Origin of the sequence: Myxococcus sp. AM009, assembly GCF_013372605.1 — a bacterium.
In the GTDB taxonomy this organism is placed as follows: domain Bacteria; phylum Myxococcota; class Myxococcia; order Myxococcales; family Myxococcaceae; genus Myxococcus; species Myxococcus vastator.
The window spans coordinates 19,371-44,531 of sequence record NZ_JABXEP010000063.1; the positions used below are offsets into that span (position 1 = coordinate 19,371).

At 71.5% G+C, this 25,161-nt stretch carries 15 protein-coding genes and 1 pseudogene; 13 read left to right on the plus strand and 3 right to left on the minus strand.

Features of this window, described 5'->3' with window-relative positions; translation table 11 throughout:
- Positions 1–41 precede the first annotated feature (41 nt).
- Positions 42–530 carry a GyrI-like domain-containing protein gene (locus HV824_RS17430; protein ID WP_176423797.1) on the minus strand — a complete coding sequence of 163 codons (489 nt, stop codon included), beginning with the start codon at positions 528–530 and terminating at the stop codon, positions 42–44.
- Between the two features lie 55 nt (positions 531–585).
- Here HV824_RS17430 and HV824_RS17435 point away from each other — a divergent pair, with 55 nt between their 5' ends.
- From HV824_RS17435 to HV824_RS17455, 5 genes are all read left to right on the plus strand, one after another.
- Entirely contained in the window at positions 586–1,389 is an 804-nt protein-coding gene (locus HV824_RS17435; RefSeq protein ID WP_176423798.1) for a MerR family transcriptional regulator, read from the plus strand.
- Between the two features lie 16 nt (positions 1,390–1,405).
- Entirely contained in the window at positions 1,406–3,262 is a 1,857-nt protein-coding gene (locus HV824_RS17440; RefSeq protein WP_176423799.1) for an OPT family oligopeptide transporter, read from the plus strand.
- A gap of 15 nt (positions 3,263–3,277) precedes the next feature.
- Complete coding sequence (locus tag HV824_RS17445) at positions 3,278–7,102, plus strand: serine/threonine-protein kinase PknK (protein ID WP_176423800.1); 3,825 nt, start codon at positions 3,278–3,280, stop codon at positions 7,100–7,102.
- A 161-nt stretch (positions 7,103–7,263) separates the two neighbouring features.
- Positions 7,264–8,808, plus strand: coding sequence for a hypothetical protein (locus HV824_RS17450; protein WP_176423801.1), 1,545 nt, complete (start codon positions 7,264–7,266; stop codon positions 8,806–8,808).
- A 12-nt stretch (positions 8,809–8,820) separates the two neighbouring features.
- Positions 8,821–10,194, plus strand: coding sequence for a serine/threonine-protein kinase (locus tag HV824_RS17455; protein ID WP_176419605.1), 1,374 nt, complete (start codon positions 8,821–8,823; stop codon positions 10,192–10,194).
- Between the two features lie 3 nt (positions 10,195–10,197).
- Here the strand turns inward: HV824_RS17455 and HV824_RS17460 are convergent, their stop codons facing one another.
- Positions 10,198–11,547: a sigma 54-interacting transcriptional regulator gene (locus tag HV824_RS17460; protein WP_176410666.1), complete on the minus strand. Its 1,350-nt coding sequence runs from the start codon at positions 11,545–11,547 to the stop codon at positions 10,198–10,200.
- Between the two features lie 649 nt (positions 11,548–12,196).
- On the opposite strand from HV824_RS17460, the gene HV824_RS17465 reads away from it, so the two are divergent.
- Positions 12,197–13,396, plus strand: coding sequence for a cyclic nucleotide-binding domain-containing protein (locus HV824_RS17465; RefSeq protein ID WP_176419606.1), 1,200 nt, complete (start codon positions 12,197–12,199; stop codon positions 13,394–13,396).
- A 23-nt stretch (positions 13,397–13,419) separates the two neighbouring features.
- Here the strand turns inward: HV824_RS17465 and HV824_RS17470 are convergent, their stop codons facing one another.
- On the minus strand, positions 13,420–14,592 hold the full coding sequence (locus tag HV824_RS17470; RefSeq protein WP_176423802.1) for a PAS domain-containing sensor histidine kinase: 1,173 nt from the start codon (positions 14,590–14,592) through the stop codon (positions 13,420–13,422).
- 225 nt (positions 14,593–14,817) lie between these two features.
- On the opposite strand from HV824_RS17470, the gene HV824_RS17475 reads away from it, so the two are divergent.
- The 7 genes and pseudogenes from HV824_RS17475 to HV824_RS37420 form a co-directional block, all read left to right on the plus strand.
- Entirely contained in the window at positions 14,818–17,100 is a 2,283-nt protein-coding gene (locus HV824_RS17475; protein WP_176423803.1) for a serine/threonine-protein kinase, read from the plus strand.
- A 47-nt stretch (positions 17,101–17,147) separates the two neighbouring features.
- A complete protein-coding gene (glyQ, locus tag HV824_RS17480) occupies positions 17,148–18,140 on the plus strand; it encodes a glycine--tRNA ligase subunit alpha (RefSeq protein ID WP_176419609.1) in 993 nt (330 codons plus the stop codon).
- On the plus strand, positions 18,130–20,241 hold the full coding sequence (gene glyS, locus HV824_RS17485) for a glycine--tRNA ligase subunit beta (protein WP_176423804.1): 2,112 nt from the start codon (positions 18,130–18,132) through the stop codon (positions 20,239–20,241). The genes glyQ and glyS overlap by 11 nt, the downstream gene beginning before the upstream one ends.
- 137 nt (positions 20,242–20,378) lie before the next feature.
- The gene (locus HV824_RS17490; protein ID WP_176423805.1) at positions 20,379–21,857 is read left to right on the plus strand and encodes a YncE family protein; all 1,479 of its coding nucleotides are present in this window, start codon (positions 20,379–20,381) and stop codon (positions 21,855–21,857) included.
- A complete protein-coding gene (locus tag HV824_RS17495) occupies positions 21,854–23,920 on the plus strand; it encodes a hypothetical protein (RefSeq protein ID WP_368738071.1) in 2,067 nt (688 codons plus the stop codon). Before HV824_RS17490 ends, HV824_RS17495 begins: the two co-directional genes overlap by 4 nt.
- A gap of 63 nt (positions 23,921–23,983) precedes the next feature.
- Positions 23,984–24,853 carry an FHA domain-containing protein gene (locus HV824_RS17500; RefSeq protein ID WP_176419613.1) on the plus strand — a complete coding sequence of 290 codons (870 nt, stop codon included), beginning with the start codon at positions 23,984–23,986 and terminating at the stop codon, positions 24,851–24,853.
- A 109-nt stretch (positions 24,854–24,962) separates the two neighbouring features.
- Positions 24,963–25,161, plus strand: a pseudogene (locus HV824_RS37420) (prepilin peptidase); the annotation flags it as partial.

Sequence of the window (25,161 nt, forward strand, 5' to 3'; positions counted from 1 at the left end):
TCGTCGCGCCCCCTCGCGGACAGCCCCTGGTGCGAAGTCGCTCAGGAGGCCAGTGGCGTGAGCAGCTCGTAGTCGAAGCGCTCGTACGGCGGTGTGACGGGCTGTCGACGTTGGTCGTACCGCTCCAGCACGTAGGCGGCGGGCTCCGAGCGCCTGCCTTGCGCCTGAAGCCAGGCCGCCAGCCGACTGTAGGCCGCGTTGATGGCGTCCGCCGTGCCCTGCACTGGCGTCATGGCGTAGTCGCGCGCGGGAATCACCAGCGTCTGTAACCCGTCAGTGACTGCGTCGAGGTCCCGAACCTCGGTGGTGACCCAGTACCGGTAGACGGGGTCAGCGCCCGGCTGCTCGTGGTCGCTGCCCGGCACGCAGCCATGGAACAGGTCGCGGTCCACCACGCCGGGCAGTCCGTCCACGCGCGAGAGGAGCTCCAGCCACGCCAGCGGGACGCGGTGGCTCAGCTCGCTGCGCCGGCCGACGACCTTGATGCCCACCAGCTTGATTTCACCTCGGGAGACGATGGAAACGTTCATGGTTTCCAAACCCTCCACCTTGAAGCTGGTTCAACCTCAAGGGGAAAGCCTCCGGATGCTGACGATTTCCCAGTTCGCGGACCGATGTGGCCTGGCACCGAGCGCGCTGCGCTTCTATGAGCGCAAGGGCCTGCTGCTGCCCTCCGCGAGGCGCGCGAATGGCTACCGCGCCTACGCTCCTGGACAGGTCGGAGAAGCGCGCTTCATCAGCAGCCTGCGCGCCGCGGGCATTTCACTCTCCGCCATCCGTGAGTTCCTCCGAAGAGACGCACGGACGCGCGAGGTGATGCTCACGTCATGGCGGCAGGACCTTTCCGCGCGGCTGCTTTCGCTCCAGCTGGCGGACCAGTACCTCCGGGGGCTCGGCGCGTCGCCGGGGCCGCGGGTCCACCTGGAGCACTGGGCCGAGCCGTCCGTGCTCGTGTGGTTCCCCGTCACAGCTCCGCCCGGGCCCCTGGCGTTCCGCGCCGCGGTGCCCGGGTGGAAGCAGGCGCTCGAGCGTCGGGGCGTCCCCGTGCTGACGAGTGGCTACGTCCGCACGCTCGACGTGGTGGATGGGCAGCTCCTGGGCGAGGTGGGCTTCCGCATCAAACCCCGCCGGCGTCTTCCTCCAGGAAGCCGCCGGCAGGAGATGGCGCCGACCCTGTTCGCGACGCTGGAGTGCGCCGTCCGCGATGACGTGGCCGCGCACCGCGTGTTCCGCTTCCTGGCCGAACTGGGATTCCGCCCCGATGGACTCCACCTGGAGCGCTACCTGCCCGGCGTCGCGGACCGGTACCTCCTGATGCTGGGCGTGCGGCGCCTGCGCCCAGCGGTGGAGAATGGGGAAGGGGGCTCGTCCCCGAGGGCCTCGGAATGAAAAGATGGAACGGCCCATGTCTCAGCCCGTCCCCCAAGATGACTCCGAGGAAGTGGCACCGACGCAGGCCCCGCTGACGCTGCTGCGAATCCCGGGGGACTCCCCCGAGGCCCTGGACACCTTCTGGCTGCGCGAGGTCTTCCAGACAGACAGGGTGCCGCAGCTCACCCTGCGGGCGGTGCTGCTCGGGAGTGGCATTGGCGCCATCACCTGCGCCACCAACCTCTACGCGGGCCTGAAGATGGCCGTGGCCTTTCCCGTGGCCATCACCGCCGCGTTGCTCGCGCATACGGCACACGGCGCGATGCGGCGCGTGGCGCCTGGCGTCGCCGGTGCGCCGCTCTCACCTTTGGAGACGTGCTCCGCGCAGGCGGTGGCGTCGTCCGCGGGCTATGCGACGGGCGGCGCCCTGGTGTCTGTCCAGGGCGCCTGGTTGCTCACGACGGGCAGTCATCCTCCCGGGTGGGCGCTGCTCGCGTGGACCTTCCTCCTGTCCGCGCTGGGGGTGCTCTTCGCGGTGCCCCTCAAGCGCAAGCTGGTGGACCACGAACAGCTCCCGTTCGCCACGGGCACGGCCGCGGCGGCGACCATCCGCGCGCTTCACACCACGGGCGTGTCGTCCCGTCCGCGGCTGTCGATGCTGGGCCTGGGCGGTGGTATCGCCGCGCTCGTCACCCTGGTGCGGGATGGGCTGGGCCGTCTTCCCTACGTGTTTCCGTTTCCCGGGACGCTGAGCGGGGTGTCGCTGGAGCGCCTGGGCTTCGGCTTCGAGACGAGCCTGCTTCCGCTGGGCGCGGGCGCGCTGCTGGGGCTGCGGCTCACCGCGTCCTGGCTCCTGGGGGCGCTGCTCATCCACGGCGTCGTGGCGCCGCGCGTGTTCACTTCGGGGCTGCTGCCTCCAGAGGGGGACTTCCTCGCCTGGAGCCTCTGGCCGGGAACCGCGGCGCTCACCACCGCGTCGCTGTTGCACTTCGCGCTGGAGGGCCGCGTCCTGGGGCGCGCGTTGAAGGGGCTCTTCAAGCGCTCCGCCGTGACGCCCCATCCAGTGGACGCGCTGCAGGTGCCGGGACGCTGGCTGCTGGCGGGCCTCGCGGTGTTGACGCCCGCCACGCTCGCCGTGGCCAAGGTGGGCTTTGGTGTTCCCCTGCCACACGCCGCGCTCGCGGTGGCGTTGTCCTTCGTGCTGTGTCTCATCGCCTGCCGCGTCACCGGGGAGACGGACGTCACGCCCGTGGGCCCGCTGGGGCAGGTGACGCAGATGACCTATGGCGTGCTGCTGCCTCGCAATGTGGAGGCGAACCTCGCCACCGCGGGCATCACCGTCAACGCGGCGTCGTCCGCGGCGGACCTCCTCAGCGACGTGAAGACAGGACACCTGCTGGGCGCCCATCCCCGGCGCGTGTTCCTGGCGCAGCTCATGGGCTGCGCGGTAGGGGCCGCCGCGGTGGTGCCGCTGTTCTTCCTGCTGGTGCCGGACCGCTCGGCGCTGGGAGGCGAGCGCTTCCCCGCACCCGCCGCCACGGTCACCGCCAGCATCGCCCAGGTGCTGGCTTCGGGCCTCTCGGGGTTGGAGCCGGGCACGCGTGCGGCGCTCGGCTGGGCCGCGCTGGCCGCCGCCGTCCTCACACTGGCGGAGCGGCTGCTTCCCACGCGGGTGCGACACTGGGTGCCGTCGCCCCTGGGCATGGGCCTGGCCTGCCTGTTGCCGGCCTCCACCGCGCTGGGGTTCTTCCTGGGCGGCGTGGCGGCGGCCTTGGCCCGCAGGGCGCAGCCAGGGGCGCAGGAGGGGCGGGTGGTGACGCTGGCCGCCGGCCTCATCGCGGGCGAAGGGCTGGTGGGGGTTGTCATCGTCCTGAGCCAGGCGCTCTGGTAACCTTCGTCTCACCCCATGCGCTGTCCGGTCTGCCACCGCCGTCTCGCCACCGGCGCGGTGTGTCCTGTGCATGGCCAGCGCGCTTCGTCGCCTGGCCCTGACGCGGAGCCCCTTCCGCTCCCGGACGTGCCAGGTTTACGCCCCGCGGCCTTGCTGGGCTCGGGTGGCTTCTCACACGTCTTCACCGCGTACCGCGAGGAGGATGGCCGTGAGGTCGCGCTCAAGGTGGGACGGCCGCCTCACCGTGAGCGCTTCGCCCGGGAGGCCGCCGCGCTCCACCGCGTCGGCGCGCCGACGACGCCCGCGCTCCACCAGTCGGGGGTGGTCCGAGGGCGGCCGTTCCTCGTCATGGAGCGGCTGCATGGCCAGACGCTCGCCGCGTGGATGGCGGCGCTGCCGGGTTCGGGGGCGGCGTCAGTGCCCCGCGTGCGCGAGCTGCTCAGTGGCCTCTGCGCCGCCCTGGAGCGCGTCCATGCCGCGGGCGTGGCCCACCGTGACCTCAAGCCGGAGAACATCTTCCTGCGTGAGGGAGGGGCGCTCAGCCTGCTGGACCTGGGACTCGCGCGGTTCCTGGACACGCCTGACGACGAAGCGCGCCCGGAGGCAGCGGGCCTGACGCTCGTGGGGCAGCGGCTGGGTACGCCCGATTACATGGCACCTGAGCAGTGCCTGGACGCACGCGAGGCCGGCGCCGCCGCGGATGTCTACGCGCTGGGCGTCCTCCTGTACGAGCTGCTCACCGGCGCGCCGCCCTTCCTCGGCGGGGCCGAGGAGATTCGCCACGGGCACGTCAGCCTTCGCCCAGCCCGGGTGTCGGCCCGCGCGCCCGTGCCGACGGCGCTCGACGCGGTGCTGTCGCGGTGTCTGGCGAAGGCGCCCGCCGAACGCTTCCCGCGCGCTTCGGCCGTGCTCGCCGCGTTTGATGCCGCGTGCAGCCAGTCCCTGTCCATGGCTCCGCCGGAGGGTGCGCCCGCCGCGGTGCCCACGTCGTCCGGGCCGGGGGCCGGCGAGCGGTGGGTCGCGCTGCTGGGCGTCCGCGCGGACCTACCGGTCGATGCGCTTCGGCCGACCTTCGAGCCTCAGGGCGGCACGCTCGCGCGCGTCCGCACACGGGGCTATCTGGTCGGGTTCTCCGAGTCCCTGTCCGCCGAGGCCAACCTTCGCGCAGGTGCACTGGTGGCGCGCAAGCTGATGGAGGAGGGGAAGGCCGCCACCGTCCTGCACCTGGCGCGACTGCACGTTCATCCAGGCGCCACGACCACGCGCGTCGCGGGGCCCGCGCTGGAGGCCGTGGGGGACTGGTGGCCGGAAGACCTCGCCCTGGGAGAGGCGCGCGTCACTGCCTCCGCCGCGGCGCGGTTGGGGCCGGGCGCCACGGAGCCATTGTCCGATGGCGCGCGCCTGCGACTGCACGACGGTGGCGCGGCCACGTCCTCCGCGGATGCGCCGTCCCTGTCGGGCCGCGATGCCGTCCTGGCGGCGCTGGAGGCCGAAGCCTCACGCTGCATCGAAGAGGGGGTCCCGGGCCTGTGCGTTCTCACGGGCGACGTGGGGCACGGCACGTCCCGTGTCCTGGAGGCGCTGGCCACCCGGCTGGAGGCCGCGGGGCGGTGTCTCGTGGTGCGGCTCCGCGCGCCCGCTCCCGATGCCGCGTCCTCGGAGTCGTTGCTGGACGCGCTGAGGGCCACCGCCGAGCCACCGCGCGTCGTCCAGGCGCCGGGCCTTCCGCTCGTGGATGAGCGACACGCCGCCGCGCGCGCGCTCGCCGAGGGGCTCCAGCGCCAGGCTCACGAAGCTCCCCGTGTGTTGCTCGTCGACGACGCGCACCTGGCGGACCCCACCAGCCTGGACGCACTGGAAGTCGCCACCCTGGCCGGCGTGCGTGCACCGCTCTGGGTCTGTGTCGCCGCGCGGCCCGCGTTGCTCGGGTTGAGGCCGCACCTGGGTGAGCGCAGCGCGCGCGTCGCGCGAATCGCACTGCCGCCGCTGACGCCCGAGGCGAGCCGTTCCCTGTTGCTGCAGCTGCTGCGACCCGCGGAGCACGTCCCCGAGCCGGTGCTGGCGCGGCTGGAACAGCTGGCGCAGGGCGTCCCCTTGTCGTTGGTGGAGCTCGCGGGCGCGCTGCGGGCCGCGGGGGCCCTGCGGGCGTCCCCTGGGGGCGGGTGGTACATCGCGCCGGACGCGTTGCTGGACGTCTCCGTGACGCCGCTCTTCGAGCGACTCGCCGCGCGGGCGCTGGCCGGACTCCCCGCGGCACACCGAGTTCTTGCGCGGCTGTGCGCGGTGCTGGGAACGGAGGTGGAGGTGTCCCGGGTGGATGCCGCCCTGCGACACCTGGCGCCGAGCGAGGACCTGGCGCGCGTGACGTCGCTCGACGCGGGGGCCGGGCTCCAGCGGCTGGCGCGCTCGGGGCTGCTACGGCCCACGGCGCCGGGCCACTTCGCCTTCCGTCACCCCTTGCTGCGCGAGGCGCTGGAGGCCTTGCTGCCGGCGTCCTCGCGTCGCGTCCTCCACGCCGCGGCGCTGCGTGCCACGCCCCGGGACGGGATGGCCGAGCGCCGTCGCTGGGCCCACCATGCCGCGGCCTGTGGCGCTCACGCGGAGGCCACCACGGCGTTCCTCGCGCTCGCGGAGTCCGCGCGCCGCGCGCACCTGTCCGTCGAGGCGGAGCAGCACTACACGCGCGCGCTCGCGTTGTTGCCGGAGGGAGAAGTGGAGCGCAGGGCCCTGGCGCTGTCGGGGCGTGGGCGCGTCCGCCACCGGCTCCAGCGCTTCCGGGAGGGGCTGGCGGACCTGGGCGCGGCGCGGGCGCTGGCCGTGGCTCGTGGTGACGAGGCCCAGCAGGTGGAGCTGCTCCTGGAGGAAGCCACCGCGCGCGACTGGATGGAGGACGTGGAGGGCTCCTCGGCTTGTACGCGTGAGGCCTTGGAGCGCATCGAGCGGCTGGATGAGCCTCGCCTGTCCTTGCGCTGCTCGCTGGCCCGGGGCCGGCTCCACGTGCGGCTGGGCGAGTGGGGCGCCGCCGTGCGCGTCCTCACTGGCGTGGTGGAAGGCGCGGAGCGGGCACATGACCACGAGACGCTCGTGGTGTCGCTGGCGCTGCTGGGCTCGGCGCTCACGTTCCTGGACCGGACCGACGACGCCGCGTCCCACTTCGACCTGGCGCTGCTGCGCTGTGAGCAGGCCGGGGACGCACTGCACCGGGCCGCCACGTTCATCAACCGCGTGCTGCTGTGGTTGCGCCTGGGGGACGTGGCTCGCCTGGAAGAGGACCTGCGCCGCGCGATGGCGCTGGGCCGGGAGCTGGGCCATGCGCAGGTGGAGCGCTGGTCCACCTTCAACCTCGCCGAGGTGCTCTACATGCAAGGCCGCCTGGAGGAGGCGCTGCCGCTGGCCCGGCGTGCTCACGAGCTGGGGGTGCGCTTCTTCCGTGAGCATCCCGTCCCGGTGGATGCGTTGCTGCTCGGGCGCCTGGCCGCCGCGCTGGGCGACCTGGAGGAGGCGACGCGGCAGCTCCGGTGGATTGACGCCCACTGCCCGCCCGAATCGCTGCCCCCCACCGCCGTCATGCGAAGGCTGGTGGAGCTGCAGGTCCAGGACGCACGGGGCGGTGGCTCGGCGCGGGAGGCGTGGCTGGCCCTGGCGGACGACGCGGACACCCTGGCTTCGGCGGATGAGAAGGCGGAGATACTCCTCCAGGCCGCCCAGGGCGCGCTTCAGGCGGGACGCGCCGACGAGGCGCGCACCTGGGTGCTTCGAGCCGAGCGCGCGGTGGAGGAGGGCGCGCCCCTGTGGCGAGCCCGGCTGGAGTCCCTGCGGGCCGCCCTTTTCAACGTGTAACGAGAAATGTCACTGTCTGGCGGCGGTGTGACGTGAAGCGCTACGCGAATGCTGCCCGCAGATCTGCTCTCATGTCACCGCACACAACCTCCCAGGCTGGCTCGGCACATGCTTGCTGGGAGGAAGCTCTCCTTCCTTCCGTCGTTCCTGGAGGACGTCTCATGGCCCTTGGTTCGCCTCGCCTGTTGGCGGTTACCTCGCTCCTGTTTTTCGCCCTGTGGGGTTGCGGAACCGGGCCTCACGAAGAGGAGACGCCCACGGTAGGGGCGCAGGTGTCGGAGATTCGCATCGCCAACGCGCTCACGACGCAGGCGCTGGTGCTCAACGCCATCTCCACCAACGCCGAGTCCAACGAGCTGCTGGGAACCTCGGCCCTGCTCCAGCTGTTCCACCCCACGCTGGGCGACGCGAACACGCGCCGACGGCTGCATGACCCCAATGCGCAGCGGTTCATGGAGTACCTGGTGGGCTGCGCGCTGACGCCTGAACAGGAGGTCGCCTATTTCGACCCGCGGCTGCCCAGCCCCGGCATCCGGAAGTGGGTTGGACAGGCGGGGCTCTGCCCTGATTGGGCCACCGCCGCGCCGTCGGAGGAGTGCCTGGAGCGCGTCTCCGCGTGCGTGCTGGCGCGCAACAACGCGGAGGGCCGGCGCGTGGAGCTGTCCATGCGCGGCGAGCACCAGTTCTACGCGTCGGGGCCCAACATCTACACGCTGGATGCGAAGACGCTCCCGGCCCGGCACGTTCCCATCACGGGCAGTCCGCTGGCCAGCTTCGAGGACTGCGTCCTGGGCGAGTCAGGCGCGCAGCGTGACTGCGGTTGGACGCCGGATGGCATCGGCAGCTGCACGCCCTCCTCGACCGTCGTGGTGGGCGCTGGCGGCCCGCTGTCCTGCGCGGGGCCGTCTCCCACGCTGGGCTCCAGTGTGAATGGGCCCGCCGCCCTGCGGGTGTGCCAGGGCATCGCGGGGTGCGACCATTTCGACGGGCGCAACCTGGGCGAGGCGACCGGGACATGCGGGGCCGCGCCCGCCAATCCGGTGGTCGTCTTCACCTGCCCGGCCGGGGGCTACTACAGCGTGATGACCGCGCCGGCTTCGAGCACGACCGTGGGGCTGGTGGCGAACGTCGAGTCTCATCCGGACTCCGCGTCCACCTATGGTCTCTCCGAGCAGCAGGTCTATGCCGTGCGCGAGGGCGCGTTCTACGGAAACATCTTCGTGCCGGGCGAGCTGGGGGCGGAGGTGGAGGTCGTGGCGCTGGGCGAGGGAGACAAGCGGCAGTACGTGGTGGTGGGCGCCGACGTCATCGTGCGCGGCTCCATCTACCGGAAGATGTTCTCCTGCTACGACCCGGCCTGGTCCAGCGGGGCGGCGTACGCGGCGAACCGCGTCTGCGCGCTGCCCACGTCGGGCTCCAACTGCGCCGCGCGCGTGACGGGGGCCTGCTTCATGTCCCTCAAGCCGCCGGTGGCCGGCAAGTGCCTGGTCCAGGATGGGCCCCTCACGCCGGGGGACGGTGACTACGAGCTGTGCCGCGACCATACCAACGCGCTGTGGACGGAGTCGGTGACCACCTACCTCCATGCCCCGTGTGACACGGTGCCGAAGGAGCAGCGCGCCCAGTCCTGCGTGCGCGCGGCGGTGCCCACCGAGCCGCTGCCTCCGGTGGAGGAGCTGCCCTTTCCCTTCCCTCGGAAGAAGTAGGCCACCTGCCGCATGGCGCCGGGTGACGAAGAGGCCCTCTATGGTGAGGAGCTGGGCGTCGGCGCCCTGGTGTCGGACTGGCTGGTGGAGCAGGTCCATTACCGGGGACCTGTCTCCACGCTCTACCGCGCCCGTCATGTCCGCACGGGCGGGCCCGCGGCGCTGAAGGTCCTGCTCCCGCAGCCCTCGGACGTCGCGCTGCGCCGCTTCCGCCGAGAGGCGGAGACACTCCAGCGGTTGAGCCATCCGCACATCGTCGATGTGCTCGGCTATGGGACGCTCGCGGACGGGCGGCCCTTCATCGCGATGGAGTGGCTGGAGGGGAGGGACCTCGCAGCGGAGCTGGCCTCACGCGGGCCGCTGTCGCCGGGAGAGGCGCTGGAGGTGCTGGAGCAGGTGGGCGGCGCGCTGCGTGCCGCCCACCAGGCCGGCGTCGTGCACCGCGACTTGAAGGCCCAGAACGTGGTGCGCTTGAGCACGGGCGGTGGCGCGCCGCGCGTGAAGTTGGTGGACTTCGGCGTGGCGAAGGGGCTGACGCCGGATGCGCCGGGCGCGTCCACGCTCACGCTGACGGGCGTCTCCCTGGGCACGCCGCTGTCCATGGCGCCCGAGCAGATTCGCGGCGAGCCGCCCGACGCCCGCACGGACCTGTACGCGATGGGCGTGCTGCTCTTCCAGCTCGTCACCGGACAGCCGCCGTTCCAGGGGGCAACCCGGCACGAGGTGGAGGACCTGCACCTGAATGCGCCGCCTCCTCGGCCCAGTGAGCGCGCCCCGGTGCCGGCCGCGCTGGATGCCGTGGTGCTGCGCAGCCTGGGAAAGCGGCGCGAGGACCGCTACCCGGACGTCGATGCCTGGCTCGACGCGCTCCGGCGCGCGGTGAAGGGCAGCCCCACGAAGGACGCCCCCATGCTCGCCGTGGCGCTGTACGCGGAAGCCCGGCTCCACGGCGCGGTGGAGCCTTCCGCCTTGGAGCGGCTGGATGTGTTGCTGGAGCGCGTGGGGGGAGCCGCGCGCGCCGCGGGACTGGACGTGCGGCTGGAGGGGAGCGGCTGCCTGCTGGCCTTCGCGCCGCTGCCTCCGGACGCAGGGGCGGAGCAGGCCGCGCGAGCACGCGTCCTTCACGCCGCGCTGGCCCTGGTGGAGTTCGTGGCGGCGAGCGAGGCGCCGCGCCCGGTGGACCTGGCCATCACCGTTCACGTCGCGGAGCTGCCTGGCGAGGCTGGTGGCGGCGGTCTGCTGCACCTGCCGGGCTGGGTCGCGGAGCCACCGGGGACGGACCTGGTGGCGACCTCGCGTGCGCTCGAGGGCCTGGAGGCGGGCTTCCTGGCGACGCCCGTGTCCGCCGCGGGGCTGGGGTGCTGGCGCGTCAGCCGCCCGCGTTGAGGCTCACGGCTTGATGCCGTGGCGTCGCAGCAGGCGGTAGAGGTGGACGCGGTCCATGCCGGCGGTGACGGCGGCCTGGGCCACCTTGCCCTGGTGCTTCTCCAGCAGCGCGCGCAGGTAGCGGCGCTCGAAGTCGTCGACGACGTGCCGCCGCTGGTCGGCGTACGGCTGCGAGGGGTCCACCTCGGGCGGGCCGGAGCGGCGGGCCTCTTCCTCGGAGAGCTCCACGGCCTCCTCGAAGACGAGGCAGCGCTCCAGGTAGTTGCGCAGCTCGCGCACGTTGCCGGGCCACGCCGCGTGCCGCAGCCTGGCCAGGAAGTCCTGCGTGCGCAGCGCGCCCGTGCGCTCGCGGTCCGCGCCGAGCAGGTCGAGGATGCCCTCCACCAGCATGGGCAGGTCCTCCGGGCGCTGACGCAGCGGTGGAAGCAGCAAGCGCAGCACCGCGAGCCGGAAGAAGAGGTCGGAGCGGAACCGGCCCGCGTTGACCTCCGCGCGGAGGTCCCGGTGCGTGGCGGCGAGGAGGCGCACGTTCACCGGTTGATAGGTGTTGCTGCCCACGCGGCGAATCTCGCGGTTCTCCAGCACGCGCAGCAGCTTGGGCTGCAGCTCCGGGGGCAGCTCGCCAATCTCGTCCAGGAAGACGGTGCCTCCGTCGGCTTCCTCGAAGACGCCCGCGCGGCGCTGGACGGCGCCGGTGAACGCGCCTTTCTCGTGGCCGAACAGCTCGCTCTCCAGCAGGTGCTCGGGGATGGCGCCGCAGTCCACGATGAGGAAGGGGGCGTCTCGCCGGGGACTGGCCTGGTGGATGGCCAGCGCGGCCTGGCTCTTGCCGGTGCCCGTCTCACCTTCGAGCAGCACCGTCACGTCGCGGCCCGCCGCGCGCTCCATCATCGCGAAGCAGCCGCGCATGGCCACGGAGGCACCCACCAGCGTGCCGAAGCGCGTGCTCTCCGACAGCGGCAGGCGGTTGTTCTCCGCGCTGAAGTCGAAGCGCAGCACCACGCGTCCCAGGCGCAGCAGGCTGCCGCTGCGCAGCACGCCCTCCACCACCTGCACCCCGTCGACGATGACGCCGTTGAGGCTGTCCAGGTCCTTCACCTGGGGGCCCCGAGGCCCGATGCGCACCTCGCAGTGGAACCGTGACACCGTGGAGTCCTCCACGGCGAAGTCGTTCAGCGGGTGTGAGCCCACCGAGCACGTGTCGCCCGTGGACTCCCACGTCGTCCCCATGTTCGGACCTTCCGCCACCGTGAGCCGGAACCGGCGCACCGTGGAGGCGTCATAGCCCCGGCGTGCGTGCTCGTAGGGCAGCGTGACGTGCAGCGGCGTCTCACCCCCACCTTCGACTTCCATCCTCCATTGCGATTCGCCCTTCACGTCCGGCGAGGAGGGTGCGGCCCGAGCCCGATCCAGTGCAGACATGGAAGTCAAGATATCACGGGGGCCGACATCCGAACGCTTCTCTCCCGGGCTCATTTTTATTGTGGGGTGGGTATTGGCCGCCCGCTCTGGGAGCAAGGCAGGGCCCGCGCGGAAGGCGCGGCGTCTCCGGGGTTTCCGCTAGTCGAGGCTGTCTGGACCTCTTCGCCTGAGAGCGCTGTGTCACAGCGGACTCGGAGTGTCACGGACCCCACAAGTCGACGCGAGCGGTCGCGCCGGTGAAATCACAGACATGACACCGCGGGTGCCGCGCGGCGCCACATCCGCCCCGGGGGACTTCATGTCTGTCATTTCACGTTCACCGAACATGACGCGGGGTGCCCCGAGTACCCGCGCGTGCGTGTTGCCGCGGCGCGTCCGGCGCTGGTCCCCGAGCTGTTGGAGGACGCGTGGCGGCGGAGCGGGCGCGGGGCGCGGACTGACGCCAGCGTTTTCGCGGCGGGCGTTGGCAGGCCCGGCATTCAATGCGAGTCTCTGGGAGAAGAGGGGGGCAGGCCGGGAGGGGGCGCCATGCGTTGGCAGCGCCCATGCTGGCCGGTCTCACCGGAACGGGAGACCCAACATGTCAGAGTCAGCAGGTGGCCAGGGCGAGGGGAGCGGGCGGCTGCGCACGCCCGTGGAGGGGGCCCTCCGCGCGGTGCGCTCCCTGGTCGAGTTGGAGGACACGGACCGGGCGGCGCAGCTCTACGAGGAACTGGGCGATGCGCAGCGCGAGCGCATCCGCCACGAAGCCGAACAGGGTCCGGCGAAGGAGCGCCGGGGCTTCGTCGAGGTGCTGCGGCGCGCGCGGGACTTCCTGGGCGCGGCCCGGCTGATGGATGGCCAGGGCGAGGACGCCACCGCCGGGGACCTCTATTTCCAGAGTGGCCAGTACATGGCCGCCGCGGAGAGCTACCTCCGCGCGGGGGAGGCCGAGCGCGCCGCCGCCGCCTTCGAGCGAGGCGGGGCGCTGGAGCGCGCGTTGGCCGTCTATCAAGAGCTGGGCTCGCGCGAAGCCATGGCGCAGTGCCTGGTGCGTCTGGATCGCCCCTTCGAAGCGGCCACGCTCTACCGGGAGCTGGGGCAGGCGCACGCGGAGGTGGAGGCGCTCGGGGGCGTGCGCGTGGAGGACTCGCGCTTCGTGGAGGCGGTGCTGCGCATCTGCCAGTTGCTGGACGCGGAGGGCTTCACGCACCGGGCGCTGGCGGTGCTCGCGGACGCGGTGAGCAGCTCGGAGGACGCGCGCGGAGACCCGGCGCTGGTGACGGAGAAGGCCCGGCTGCTGCGCCGCATGGGGATGGAGGCGGAGGCGGAGGCCATGCTCATCCGCCGCTCCGGAGGCGCGTCGGCGCCCGCGGCGAACGGGTACCGGTTCCTCAAGGCCATCCCCATCTTCGGCGAGCTGTCCCTGGAGGACATGAAGGACCTCTACCGGCTGGCGCGTCAGGTCGTCATCGCGCCCGGCGCGGTGTTGCTGGAGAAGGGCGCGCCCGGCGTGGGGCTCTTCGTCCTGATGGACGGCTCCGTGGACGTCTTCAGTGGACCCGAAGAGGACGCTCGGCACCTCAACGCGTTGGGGCCAGGGGCCTACCTGGGGGAAATCTCCCTGGTGCAGGACGGGCCCGTGTCCGCGCACGTCCGTGCGCGGACCTCCGTGCGGGCGCTGCGCATCAGCCGCGCCGACTTCGACCGCTTCGTGGACACGCACGAGGCGGCGGCGCTGCGCATCTACCGCCTCTTCACCCAGAACCTCGCGGGCCGGGTGCGTGCGCTGAGCACCTGACGGCGACGGCCCAGGGCGCGCTTCTACGTGGGGCCGAGCGGGAGCCGGACGCTGAACGTGCTCCCCTGGCCCACCACGCTGGACACCTGGATGTCGCCCCCGTGCGCCGTGACGACCTGGTGGGCGATGAAGAGGCCGAGCCCCAGCCCGCTGTAGTTGTGGCCGGACACGGCCCGCATGAACCGGTCGAAGACGTGGGGCAGTGCCTCCGGCGCGATGCCGATGCCTTCGTCGCGGATGTTCAGCAGCGCCATGCCACCTTCCGCGCGCAGGCTGACGTGAACCGGCTTGCCCTCTCCGTACTTGATGGCATTGGAGAGGAGGTTGGTCATCACCTGCTCCACCCGGCGCGTGTCCCATTCGCCGCGCACGGGCTCCGGCGCGTCCAGCGCCACGGTGCTTCCGACCTGGGTGGCTTGTGGCAGGTAGCGCGCGATGACCTCCCGGAGCAGCGCGGTGAGGTCCGCGGGCACGTGCTCCAGGGTCAGCTTGCCCACGCTGATGCGTGACACATCGAGCAGGTCGTCCACCAAATCCACCAGCTTGCGCACCTGACGGACGGCGACGTCGAGGTCGCGTTCCACGCGCGCGCTTGGCAGCAGGCCACCCGAGGCGTTGTCGATGGCGCGGCGCATGGCCGTCAGCTTCAGTTGCAGCGGGGTGAGCGGGGTGCGCAGCTCGTGGGACGCCACGGACAGGAAGTCGTCACGGATGCGAAGCGCCTCCCGCAGGCGTTCCATCTCCCGTTGCTCCTGGGCCTGATAGCGGGCGGTGAAGTCGCGCGTCACCTTGCCGAAGCCACGCAGCTGTCCCGTCTCGTCGTACAGCGCGGTGATGACGACGTTGGCCCAGAAGCGGCGGCCGTCCTTGCGGACGCGCCAGCCGTCCTCCTCGAAGCGGCCTTCACGCGTCGCCACGTCGAGCCCGTACCGCGGCCGGTCCCGCGCCACGGCTTCGGGTGGATAGAAGCGGCTGAAGTGCTGCCCCAGGATTTCGTCCGCCCGGTAGCCCTTGATGCGCTCGGCGCCCGGGTTCCAGCTCGCGACGTACCCGTCCAGGTCGAGCGTCAGGATGGCGTGGTCGGTGACGCTCTCAATCAACAGCCGGAGCTGGTCCGCAGTGTCTTGCTTGGATTCGCCTTGCCCGGAGTATGCGATGCGCCTGGCGCTTCCGGGGCAGCCGTTGGTGTCTTCCATGGGCCTCCTGCTCCTGACTGGCTGGTATGAGAACACGCCCCCTTTCGTCACGGGGAATCGCGTGACGTGGCCATCGGCCAGCAGACACTCCGGTCGGCGCGCGAGCTGGCGGCCCGCCGCTACCCAGCCCCGACGCGGTGTGCCCGAGCACCCTTACGGCGCGTCAAGAAAGGGGTCGTCACGAAGGTCGACGTGGACCCAGGCGGGCGATAACATGCCGCGCGAATGTCCATGCAGGGTGGCGCCGGTGACGATCCCGATCGGGGGCGGCGCATCGGAAAATACGAAATCCTCACGCGCCTCTCGATAGGAGGTATGGCGGAGCTGTTCCTGGCCTACACCTCCGGGCCCGGGGGATTTCGCAAGTTCGTCGCGGTGAAGCAGATTCTCCCGGACATCAAGAAGGACGAGCAATTCGTCCAGATGTTCCTGGACGAGGCGCGCATCACCGCGGCCTTCTCACACGCGAACATCGGCCAGGTGTTCGACCTGGGCGAGGAAGGCGGGGAGCTGTACCTCGCCATGGAGTTCCTGCCCGGGCAGAACCTGGAGCAGGTGGTGAAGGCCTCCGCGCGCCAGGGCTACCCGCTGCCGCTCGGCTTCGTCGGGCGGGTGATTCGCGATACCTGCCTGGGCCTGCACTACGCGCACCACTTCACGGACCCGTCGGGCCGGCCCGCGGTGGTGGTGCACCGCGACGTGTCTCCGAAGAACGTGATGCTCACCTACGACGGCGTCGTGAAGGTGATTGACTTCGGCATCGCCAAGGCGCGCGGACGCTTGGGCCGCACGCAGGTGGGGACGGTGAAGGGGACCAGCGGCTACATGTCCCCGGAGCAGGTGCGGGGCGCGGCCACCCTGGATGGCCGCAGTGACTTGTTCTCCGTGGGCGTCATGCTGCACGAGCTGCTGAGCGGCCAGCGGTTGTTCAGCGGGCCACACGAAGCGGCGGTGATGATGCAGATCGCCGAGGCCGACGTGCCTCCGCTGCGCGGCCTCAACCCGGACCTCCCCGAGGCCTTGGAAGCCGTGGTGACGCGAGCGCTCTCACGGGACGTGTCCCAGCGCTTCACCAACTGCCGGGAGATGGCGCGCGCCATTGAAGCGGCGCTCGGCTCGGAGCTCTTCGACGAGGACGGCATGACCGCCGTCATGGGCGACCTCTTCGCCGACAAGCGTCAGAAGACGCGCACGCTGTTGGAGCTGGCCAGCCGCGCGGAGGACGCCCGCGTCAGCGAGGCGGCGGGTGCCCTCCAGCAGGAGGACAGCTCGGACGCCGCCCCCACGTCGCAGATGCCCGCCCCGCGCGGACGGCCCGGTTCGCCCTCGGCCCGGCCCTCGAGCGCGCCCAAGCCCCTGCGCCGTCCGGCGGAGGGCGGCGTGGCCTCGCGTGGACCCTCAAGCGCCGGCAACGGGAGCGCGCCCAAGCCCACCCCTCAGCGGCGCGCCAGTGAGGCGGCCCCTTCGGCTTCGCGCACGCCGCGCGGAGGTCAAGACAGCGCGCCGGCCTCGCGTACGCCTCGGCCGCGTTCCACTGCCCGGCAGGAGGCCCCGGCCGAGTCCTTTGACGAGCCGAGTGAGCTCCAGACGCAGCGGTTCCGTTCCAGGCCCCAGCGGCCCGGCGCGGACGGTGCTCGGGCCTCCGGACGGCCGGCGCGCCCTGGTGCGTCCCGGGCCTCGGACACGCCGGTGGAGACGCCCGCCGCCCGCCCGCCGTCGCGCTGGGCCCGTCGGCTGTTCCTGCTCCTCCTGCTGGGAGGCCTCGGCTGGGCGGCGACGTTGCCCGCCGTGCGTGCGCAGCTCCAGCCGGGCTTCGAAGCCGCCAAGGCGTGGGTGAGCGCGGAGCTGAATTCGCCGCCGCCGGAAGACCCCGCGAACCAGCCCTGGCCACCGCGGCAGGCGGGCCCGCCGCCGGGCTTCCGTCGGGCCGAGCCGGAACCCGCACCTTCCGCGCCCTCCCAGGCCGAGCAGGCCGCCTTGGACGAAGCGGCGGTGGAGGACGCACCCGGAGCCAAGGCTCCGACGAAGGCCCCTGCCGTGCGGAAGGCAAAGGAAGGCGCCTCTTCGCCGGCGCGGTGGGCGGCCGCTCCCAAGGCCGAGCCCGAACCGGCCAGTGCCAAGGTCGCGCAGGGCAGCCCACCTCCACGCGAGCCAGCGCCTCGCGTGGCGGAGGCCCTTCCGGCGGCTGAGCCCGTCACCACGGTGACGCAGGACCCGGAGGGAATGGCGGAGGTGCTGGACACCCGCACGGCGCAGGGGGCCGCGAAGGCGGGACTGGGGTGGATGACGCTCTACACGGTGCCGCGCGCGGCCGTGTTCGACGGCGCCACCCATCTGGGGACCACGCCCCTGAAGCGATTCCCACTGCCCGTGGGCGTCTACCGCCTGCGCGTGGTGGACCCGACGGAGGTGGCTGCGGAGAGCCGGCTCCTGTCGGCCCCCATCAAGCCGGGCGAGGAGACGAAGCTTCAAATCCGGCTGGCGGACCTCCCACCGTACAAGGAGTGAGCGCCGTCCTTGACGCTCTGGACCCCCGTCACTAGGGTCCGCGCGCTATGTATTTTCAGGACCTTATCTTCACGCTCCAGAAGCACTGGGCCGACCAGGGGTGCATCAACACGCAGCCCTATGATGTCGAGGTCGGCGCGGGCACGATGGCCCCGTACACCTTCCTGCGTGCCCTGGGCCCGGAGCCCTGGAACGTGGCGTACGTGCAGCCCTCGCGGCGCCCCGCGGACGGCCGGTTCGGAGAGAATCCCAACCGCCTGTTCCAGCACCACCAGTTCCAGGTCATCCTCAAGCCGGCGCCGAAGAACGTCCAGGAGCTGTACCTGGAGTCGCTGCGGAAGATTGGCATCGACCCGTTGGCGCACGACATCCGGTTCGTCGAGGACGACTGGGAGTCGCCCACGCTGGGGGCCTGGGGCCTGGGCTGGGAGGTGTGGTGTGACGGAATGGAGGTGACGCAGTTCACCTACTTCCAGCAGTGCGGCGGCTTCGACTGCAAGCCCGTGTCCGCGGAGCTCACCTACGGGTTGGAGCGCATCTGCATGTACCTGCAGAACGTGGAGAACGTCTTCGACATCGAATGGGTCAAGGGCGTGAAGTACCGCGAGGTGTTCCACCCCAACGAGGTGGAGATGAGCAGGTACGCGCTCCAGGAGTCGGACGCGCAGATGCTCTTCGCGCTCTTCGACGCGTACGAGAAGGAGTGCAAGCGCCTCATCGAGCGCCAGTTGCCGCTGCCCGCGTACGACTTCGCGCTGAAGTGCTCGCACGCGTTCAACCTGCTGGACGCGCGCGGCGCCATCTCCGTCACGGAGCGCGCCAACTTCATCAAGCGCGTGCGCGACAACGCCAGGCTGTGCGCGGAGGGCTACCTCCAGATGCGTGAGCGGCTGGGCTACCCGCTGCTCAAGTCGCCGTGGACGGTGGGTGAGCAGCCCCCGGTGTTGGAGGGCAAGCCGGCCAGCGACTACTGGAAGACGGTCGTCCTCAACAAGCCCGTGGAGAAGAAGCAGAAGGCGGAGGTGACCCGTGGCGCGTGACCTGCTCCTGGAAGTGGGCGCGGAGGAGATTCCGGCGTCATTCATCGGCCCCGCGCTGGACGACCTGAAGCGCGTCATCACCGAGCGCATGGCCGACGCCCGCCTGAAGCACGGCGAGGTGCGGACCTTCGGCACGCCGCGGCGGCTCGCGGTGTGGGTGAGGGACGTGGCCGACGCGGGCGAGGACATCATCAAGGAGGTCCTGGGCCCCAGCGCCAAGGCGGCCTTCGACGCGCAGGGCAAGCCCACCAAGGCGGCGGAGAAGTTCGCCGAGGGCCTCAAGCTCACGGTGGACCAGCTGGGCCGCGCCACCACCGCCAAGGGCGAGTACCTGTCCGCGCGCGTGGAGGAGAAGGGCCGCCCGGCGGCGGACATCCTGAAGGACACGCTGCACGCGGCGGTGCGCGGCATCAACTTCCGCAAGTCCATGCGCTGGGGGGACGTGGACACGTCCTTCGCGCGCCCGGTGCAGTGGCTGGTGACGCTGCTGGGCGGCGACGTGCTGCCCGTGGTGTTCGGTGACGTGACGAGCGGCCGGACCACGCGGGGCCACCGCTTCCTGTCGCCCGGCGCCATCGAGCTGACGGCTCCGGCGGACTACGAGGCGGCGCTGGAGAAGGCGCACGTGGTGGCGGACATCGCGAAGCGCCGCGCGCAGCTGGTGGAGAAGGTGAAGGCCGCTGCGAGCAAGGCCGGCGCCCAGTTGTTGGAGGACGAGTCGCTGGTGGACCAGGTGACGAACCTGGTCGAGCTGCCCAGCCCGGTGGTGGGCACCTTCGAGGAGCGCCACCTGGACCTGCCCCCGGAGGTGCTGGTGCAGGAGATGAAGAGCCACCAGCGCTACTTCTCGCTGGTGGACAGCGCGGGCAAGCTGCAGCCGAAGTTCATCGCCGTGTCCAACACGCCGGTGCGCGACGAGCAGCTCAGCCTGCGCGGCTACCAGCGCGTGCTGCGCGCGCGACTGGCGGACGGCCGGTTCTTCTTCGACGAGGACCGGAAGACGCCGCTCATCGACCGCGTGGAGAAGCTGGGCCGCGTGGTGTGGCAGGGGCAGCTGGGGAGCTACCTGGAGAAGGTGGAGCGCTTCCGTACGCTGGCGGTGTGGCTGGGCCAGCAGACGGGGCGGGCAGGGGAGGCGGCCACCATCGAGCGCGCCGCCACCCTGGCCAAGGCGGATCTCGTCACCGGCATGGTGGGCGAGTTCCCCGAGCTCCAGGGAATCATGGGCCGCGAGTACGCCCGCGCGGGCGGTGAGCCAGACGCCGTGGCCCTGGCCATCGCGGAGCACTACCTGCCGCGCGGCGCCGACGACGCGCTGCCCACGCAGGACGCGGGCGCGCTCATCGGCATCGCGGACCGACTGGACTCGCTGTGCGGCATCTTCGCCATCGGCAAGGCGCCCACGGGCGCGGCGGACCCGTTCGCCCTGCGCCGCGCGTGCATCGCCATCATCCGGCTGGTGCTGGGGCGGGGTTACCGCTTCAGCCTGTCGGCCGCGGTGGACGAGTCACTCCGGCTGCTGGCCCCGAAGATCGCCAACGCGAAGCGCAAGGCCGGCGAGCCCGCGCCGCGTGAGCAGGTGCTGGAGTTCTTCCGCGGCCGCCTCAAGGCGCTGTGGGGCGAGCAGCACCGCACGGACGTCGTGGAGGCGGTGCTGTCCGCCGGCTTCGACGACCTGGTGGCCGCGCAGAAGCGCCTGGAGGCCCTGAGCCACCTCGTGGGCCGGGCGGACTTCCAACCCCTGGCCGCGGCCTTCAAGCGCGTGGTCAACATCGTGGAGAAGCAGGGCCGCGACGTACAGGGAGGGGAGACCAACCCCCAGAAGCTGGTGGACGAGCCGGAGCGGAACCTCCACACCGCCTTCACCCAGGCCCGGAGCACGGTGTCGGGGTTGGTGCGCGCGGATGACTTCTCCGGTGCTCTCCGGGAAATCACGGGCCTGAAGCCCGCCGTGGACACCTTCTTCGACAAGGTGATGGTCATGGCCGAGGACAAGGCCCTGAGGGAAAACCGCATCCGCCTGCTCGTGGAGATTGGCGCCCTGTTCAACCAGGTGGCCGACTTCTCGAAGATCCAGGCCGAAACGGCCGCCGCGGCCTGAGGCGTGGCCTGCCTGCCCTCCGGGGGAAGAAGCACCCCGGGGGGCACGGCGGCGTCGGGCGCACGGCGCATGGGAATGGCGCGCCGCGTTTCCGGTTGCCCGGGGGGAGGCCCCTTCCTACACTCCGCCCCCCTCTGATGCGCGCCTACCTTCTTACCTCCGCGCTGCTCCTCGTGTCCTGCAACGTTGGCACCGAGAGCAAGCCTCCCCCGTCCACCCGGCTCGTGTACCCGAGCGGTCTTGCCTTCTGGCGCCCCGAAGCGGGTCCGTCCACCAACGGATACCTCTACGTGGCGAGCGCCAACTTCGACAAGTGCTACGACTCCGGCTCGGTCATCGCGCTGGATTTGGACGCGGTGGGGGTGCGGCCCTTCGGGACGGACTTCGGCCCCGAGGAGTCGCTGCCCAACGACGTCACGTCGCTGGGGATTGGCGCCCAGTCCTACGTGCAGATTCAAAGCTTCGCCGGGGAGATGGCCATGTGGAGCCCCCCGGGCCGTCCGCCGCGGCTGTTCGTCCCAGCGCGGGCGGAGGGCAGTCTGCTTCACGCCATCGACGTGGGCGATGACGGCCTCAGCCTGAGCTGCGTGCAGGGCGGCGAGCGCGACTGCCGCGTCAACGCGCTGTCGCTGCTGGATGTCCCAGGGGCCTCCAACGGGTTGCCTTCGGCGCCGGGGCCGCTGGGTGTCAGCGTGGCCGGCAACGGCGAGGACGCTCGCGTCTGGGTGACGCACACGGAGCTGGCCGGGCCGCCGACGACCTTCGCCGAAGCGGACCTGGCGGGCTACGTGCTGCACCTCCCCGCGGCGAACCCCACGCGCGACGCGCTGAGCACCAGCGAGTTCGTGACGCTGGGGACCAATGACCGGCTCTCCGGCGTCGCCCACGCGACGGCGATTGGCAGCCGGTATGTGTACGCCTCGGGGCGCAACTCTTCCTCCACGCAGCTGGGGGCGCTGCCGGCGCGCTTCATCCTGCGGCTGGTGGACCGGACCGTCGCGGGCCGCGTGCTGGAGACCGACCTGGAGCTGTCGTACTCGGTGCGCGAGGCGCGCGGCGTGGCGGTCGTCCCGGCTGCCACGCGCGTGCCCGACCCGGCGTCACCCGAGCTCACCATCGTGGACGAGCGCGTCTACCTGCTGGCGCGCGGTCCGGACACGCTGCTCATCCTGGACGTGCTGAACGCGGCGGGCACGGCGCCCGACGCGGGGACGGCCCCCAGCGTGCGCATCGTGTCGGCGCTGCCGGTGCCCGCGGGTGCCAGCGAATTGGAGGTCATTCCGCGCGGCCCTGGCCGCGGCAACCTGGTGGCGGTGACGGGCAGCGGCGACGAGGCCGTGGCCATCTTCGACGAAGAAGTGGGGCAGCTCGTCGCCCAGGTGCAGGTGGGCGACAACGACCCGAACCAGCCCAGCCAGCCCTTCGGCCTGGCCGCGGACGTGCGCGGCAACAGCGCTCGCATCTTCACCAGCACGTTTGGTGACGGCCGCGTGGCCATCATCGACATTCCCGACCTCGACCGGCCGCAGAACGCCCGGTTGGTGGCGCGGCTCGGCGCCCGGCAGGGAAGAGACCCGCGCCAGGGCACCAGCCTGTGCCAGGAGACCTCCCCGTGAAGCGCGGTACCCTTGCTCTGCTCCTCGCGAGCGCCGGCCTGTCCGGCAGTTGCTCATCGACCAACGTGACGACGGGCTTCGCTGGCCTGTCCGGCACCTTCGACGTGACGCTGGCCAACAACCTCGTCTTCGTCACGTCGTCGGACCGGGACGAGCTGCGCGTGCTCGACCTGGACTCGAACCCCCGCACCTTCGTCCCGGCGCCCAACCCGCTGGAGGCGCTGTCCATCCCCGTGCTGGACCGGCCGGACGGGCTCACGCGCGACGTGGCCTACAACGCGGAAGGCAACGACGTCCCGGGGCCGTACATCTACGCGCGCAGCTCGGGCTCGTCGGAGGTCTCGGTGGTGGCGTCGGCGCGCGACCAGCTCCGGCAGGTCGTCCGGCTCCAGGCGGCGAGCATCGTCACGGCCTTCGCGGCGCGCTCGCCCGCCGAGGGCAGCGGCGGCCCCAGCACGCTGTACTACGCCATCCAGGACCCCGACGGCCTCTTCGGCGCGGACACCGGCGGTGCCCGGGTGATGCGGCAGGAGCTCCCGGGGCCCGATGCACTGCAGGCCGCGGAGCCCGCGGCGATTCCCGAACCAGTGACGGTGTTCTGCCTCGAGCCCGGTGAGTCCATCCTGGCCATGACGATGCTGGCCGGCGAGGGCCAGTTCGCGGTGGCCACGCGGCAGGCGTCGGGCCGGTCGGGCCGCACGCTGCTCGTCACCGATTCGGGCCCGGTCGCCGACTGCCTCCAGCCCTCCGCGCCCACGGTGGATCTGTCCGAGGGCTTCGGCAGCGTGCCGGTGCGGCTCCTGGTCAGCCACCCCCGCATCGCCATCCCCGACGTCGAGCCCATCAACGCGGGCCGCTACATCTTCGGCGTCCGGGACGAGTCCGCGTGCTCCGCCGCGCGCGAGTGCTCTGGCGTGCTCGCGGTGGACACCGAGTCGTCCCCCCCCGGGCAGACGGCGCGGGACCTCAGCGGGGCGCCGATGCTCCCCATCTTCCCCGCGGGCGGCTTGCCGACCGGACTGGCCCTGGTTCCGGACGCGCCGCTTCGCATCCTGCTCGACGATGGCACGGCGGTCCCCATTCGGGTGCCGCTCCTGGGCGTCATGCCGTCCTCCAACGGCTACATCTCGCTGTTCTCCGCGAGCGACCTGCGCCAGTTCGACCTGTCGGGGGCGGCCGCGCGCGCCACGGTGGCGCTGCTGGACAGCAACGAGCTGCCCGTCGTCATCGAGACGGCGGACCTGGTGACGGTGACTCAGGACCCGACGCTCCAGTCGACGGTGCTCTATGAGGGCTCCGTTCCGAACGGCTTCTACCGGATCATCTACCAGGGGGGCTTGCCAGGGCTGAGCAGCCTGCCGCGGGACCTCGACGCCCCGCGGACCTTCGAGGCCGAGGCCACCGTTGCCGCCTCGGCGCGGGCCGGGGACCTCATCGTCCTGGAGGGCACGGATGTCCTGTGCGCCGTCGACCTGCCCATCACGTCGGTGGAGCCCGTGGCGGGGACGTCCCGGGTGCGCTTCGCCATCGCGGACGCACAGGAGATTCCGACGGACTGCGCCAGCCTGACGCGGTTCACCGTGCGTGCGGGTGGAGACCAGCCCTTCGTCCTCTTCGACGAGGCGGGCACCTTCCTGTCCCGCGATGTGACGGGGGCCTCGAGCTACAGCATCCCCACGGAGTACTTCTTCCACGCTGAAGGCTTCTACTTCGACGACGACTCCAACCCTCTGACGCCGCCGGTGCCGAACCTGTCCAGGTTCCCCCAGCCGCCGCCGCCGGTGCGCATCCGGGTGGCGGCCGTGGGCCGCGAGGTGCGTCGGGGAGACCGCTACGCCGTGACGGTGATTTCCGGCATCCGCAGCTACATCTTCACGCCGGATGCTACGGCGGGGACGGGGCTGGCCTTCTACACGCTGCCGGGGCCGGTGGTCGCCGCCCAGGACCGGGAGGCCAGCATGGCGTACATCGCCTACCCATCGGCGGACGGCATCCTCCAGGTCGCTTTCGAGGGCCTCTCCGACAACCGGGCGCAGTCATTGGCGCTGGTCCCCTTCGAGTAACTGGGCGGACGGGGAGGCCTCTGCTATCGTCCGGGGCTTCCTGGTTCACGCGAGTCAAGACCGATGATCGATCAGAACTCCCGTCCTGCCCGCAAGGTTGGCATCGCCGACCACCTGTGGGAGACGTTCGAAGACATGGCCCAGCAGATGGGCTCGGATCGCGATGCCCTGATCAACCAGGCGCTCTTCATGTTCGCGCGCCTGAACGGCTTCCTCGAGGTGAAGTCTCGCTCCGAGGCCGCCGTGGCACCCGCGGCCGCCGCTGCGCCGATGAAGCCCGTTCAGGCCGCTGCCTCCGCGCCTCCGCGTCCGTCCGCGCCGCCGGTGCTGGCGCCCGCGCCCCGTCCAGAGTCCACGCCCCCGCCCGCGCGGCCTCCCGTGCGCGCCACGCCGGAAGAGCGGGCCTCCGCCAACGGCCTCGACAATGACCCGGTGCGCCGCGAGGTGGCCGAGCGCGTCCTGGAGACCGCCGCGGAGCTGGAGCGCCTCATCAAGGGCAAGAACAGCGAGCCGCCTCCGCCCGCCGACGACCTGGTGGAGGAGGACGAGGAGCCGCTTCCCGAGGCCGAGGATCCAGGCCTCCTGGACGAGGAGCCGCTCCCCGAGGAGGCCGACGAAGAGCCCGCTGACGACCTCGCCGAGGAGGAGGAGGTCGGCGCGCTGTACCTGGTGACCGAGTCCGGTGATCAGGAGCAGATCGTCAAGGAGCGCTTCGTCATCGGCCGCGGCAAGCACTGCGACTTCGTCATCAACTCCGGCAAGGTCTCCCGTGAGCACGCCGTCATCTCCCACGAGGGTGACGACTGGATCATCGAAGACCTGGGCTCGTCCAACGGCACCTGGTTCAACAAGCAGCGCATCAAGCGCCGCAAGATTGAAGACGGGGACGAGTATTTCATCTGCAGCGAGAAAATCCGTCTCCTGGTCCGATAATCGGTGACCCAGGCCCCGTCCCGCGGGGCTTCTGGTTGTTCGCCAATTGACGGGCTCCAGGCGTCCCTGGTTTGATACCGGACGCCTGCCGCGAAGAGGACAGGCGCTGATGACGCCTGTTCAAATCGTGTTGTGGACGGTTCTTGGAGTGGCCCTCGTGATCTCCGTGGTGACGGATGTGCTTCGCCGCGAGATCCTCGACGCGGTCACCTACCCGCTGATGGCGGTGGGCCTGGGCGTGCGCCTGGCCACCGAAGGGGTGGGGGACCTGGAGCATGGGCTCATCAGTGGTGTGGTATCGGGGGGAG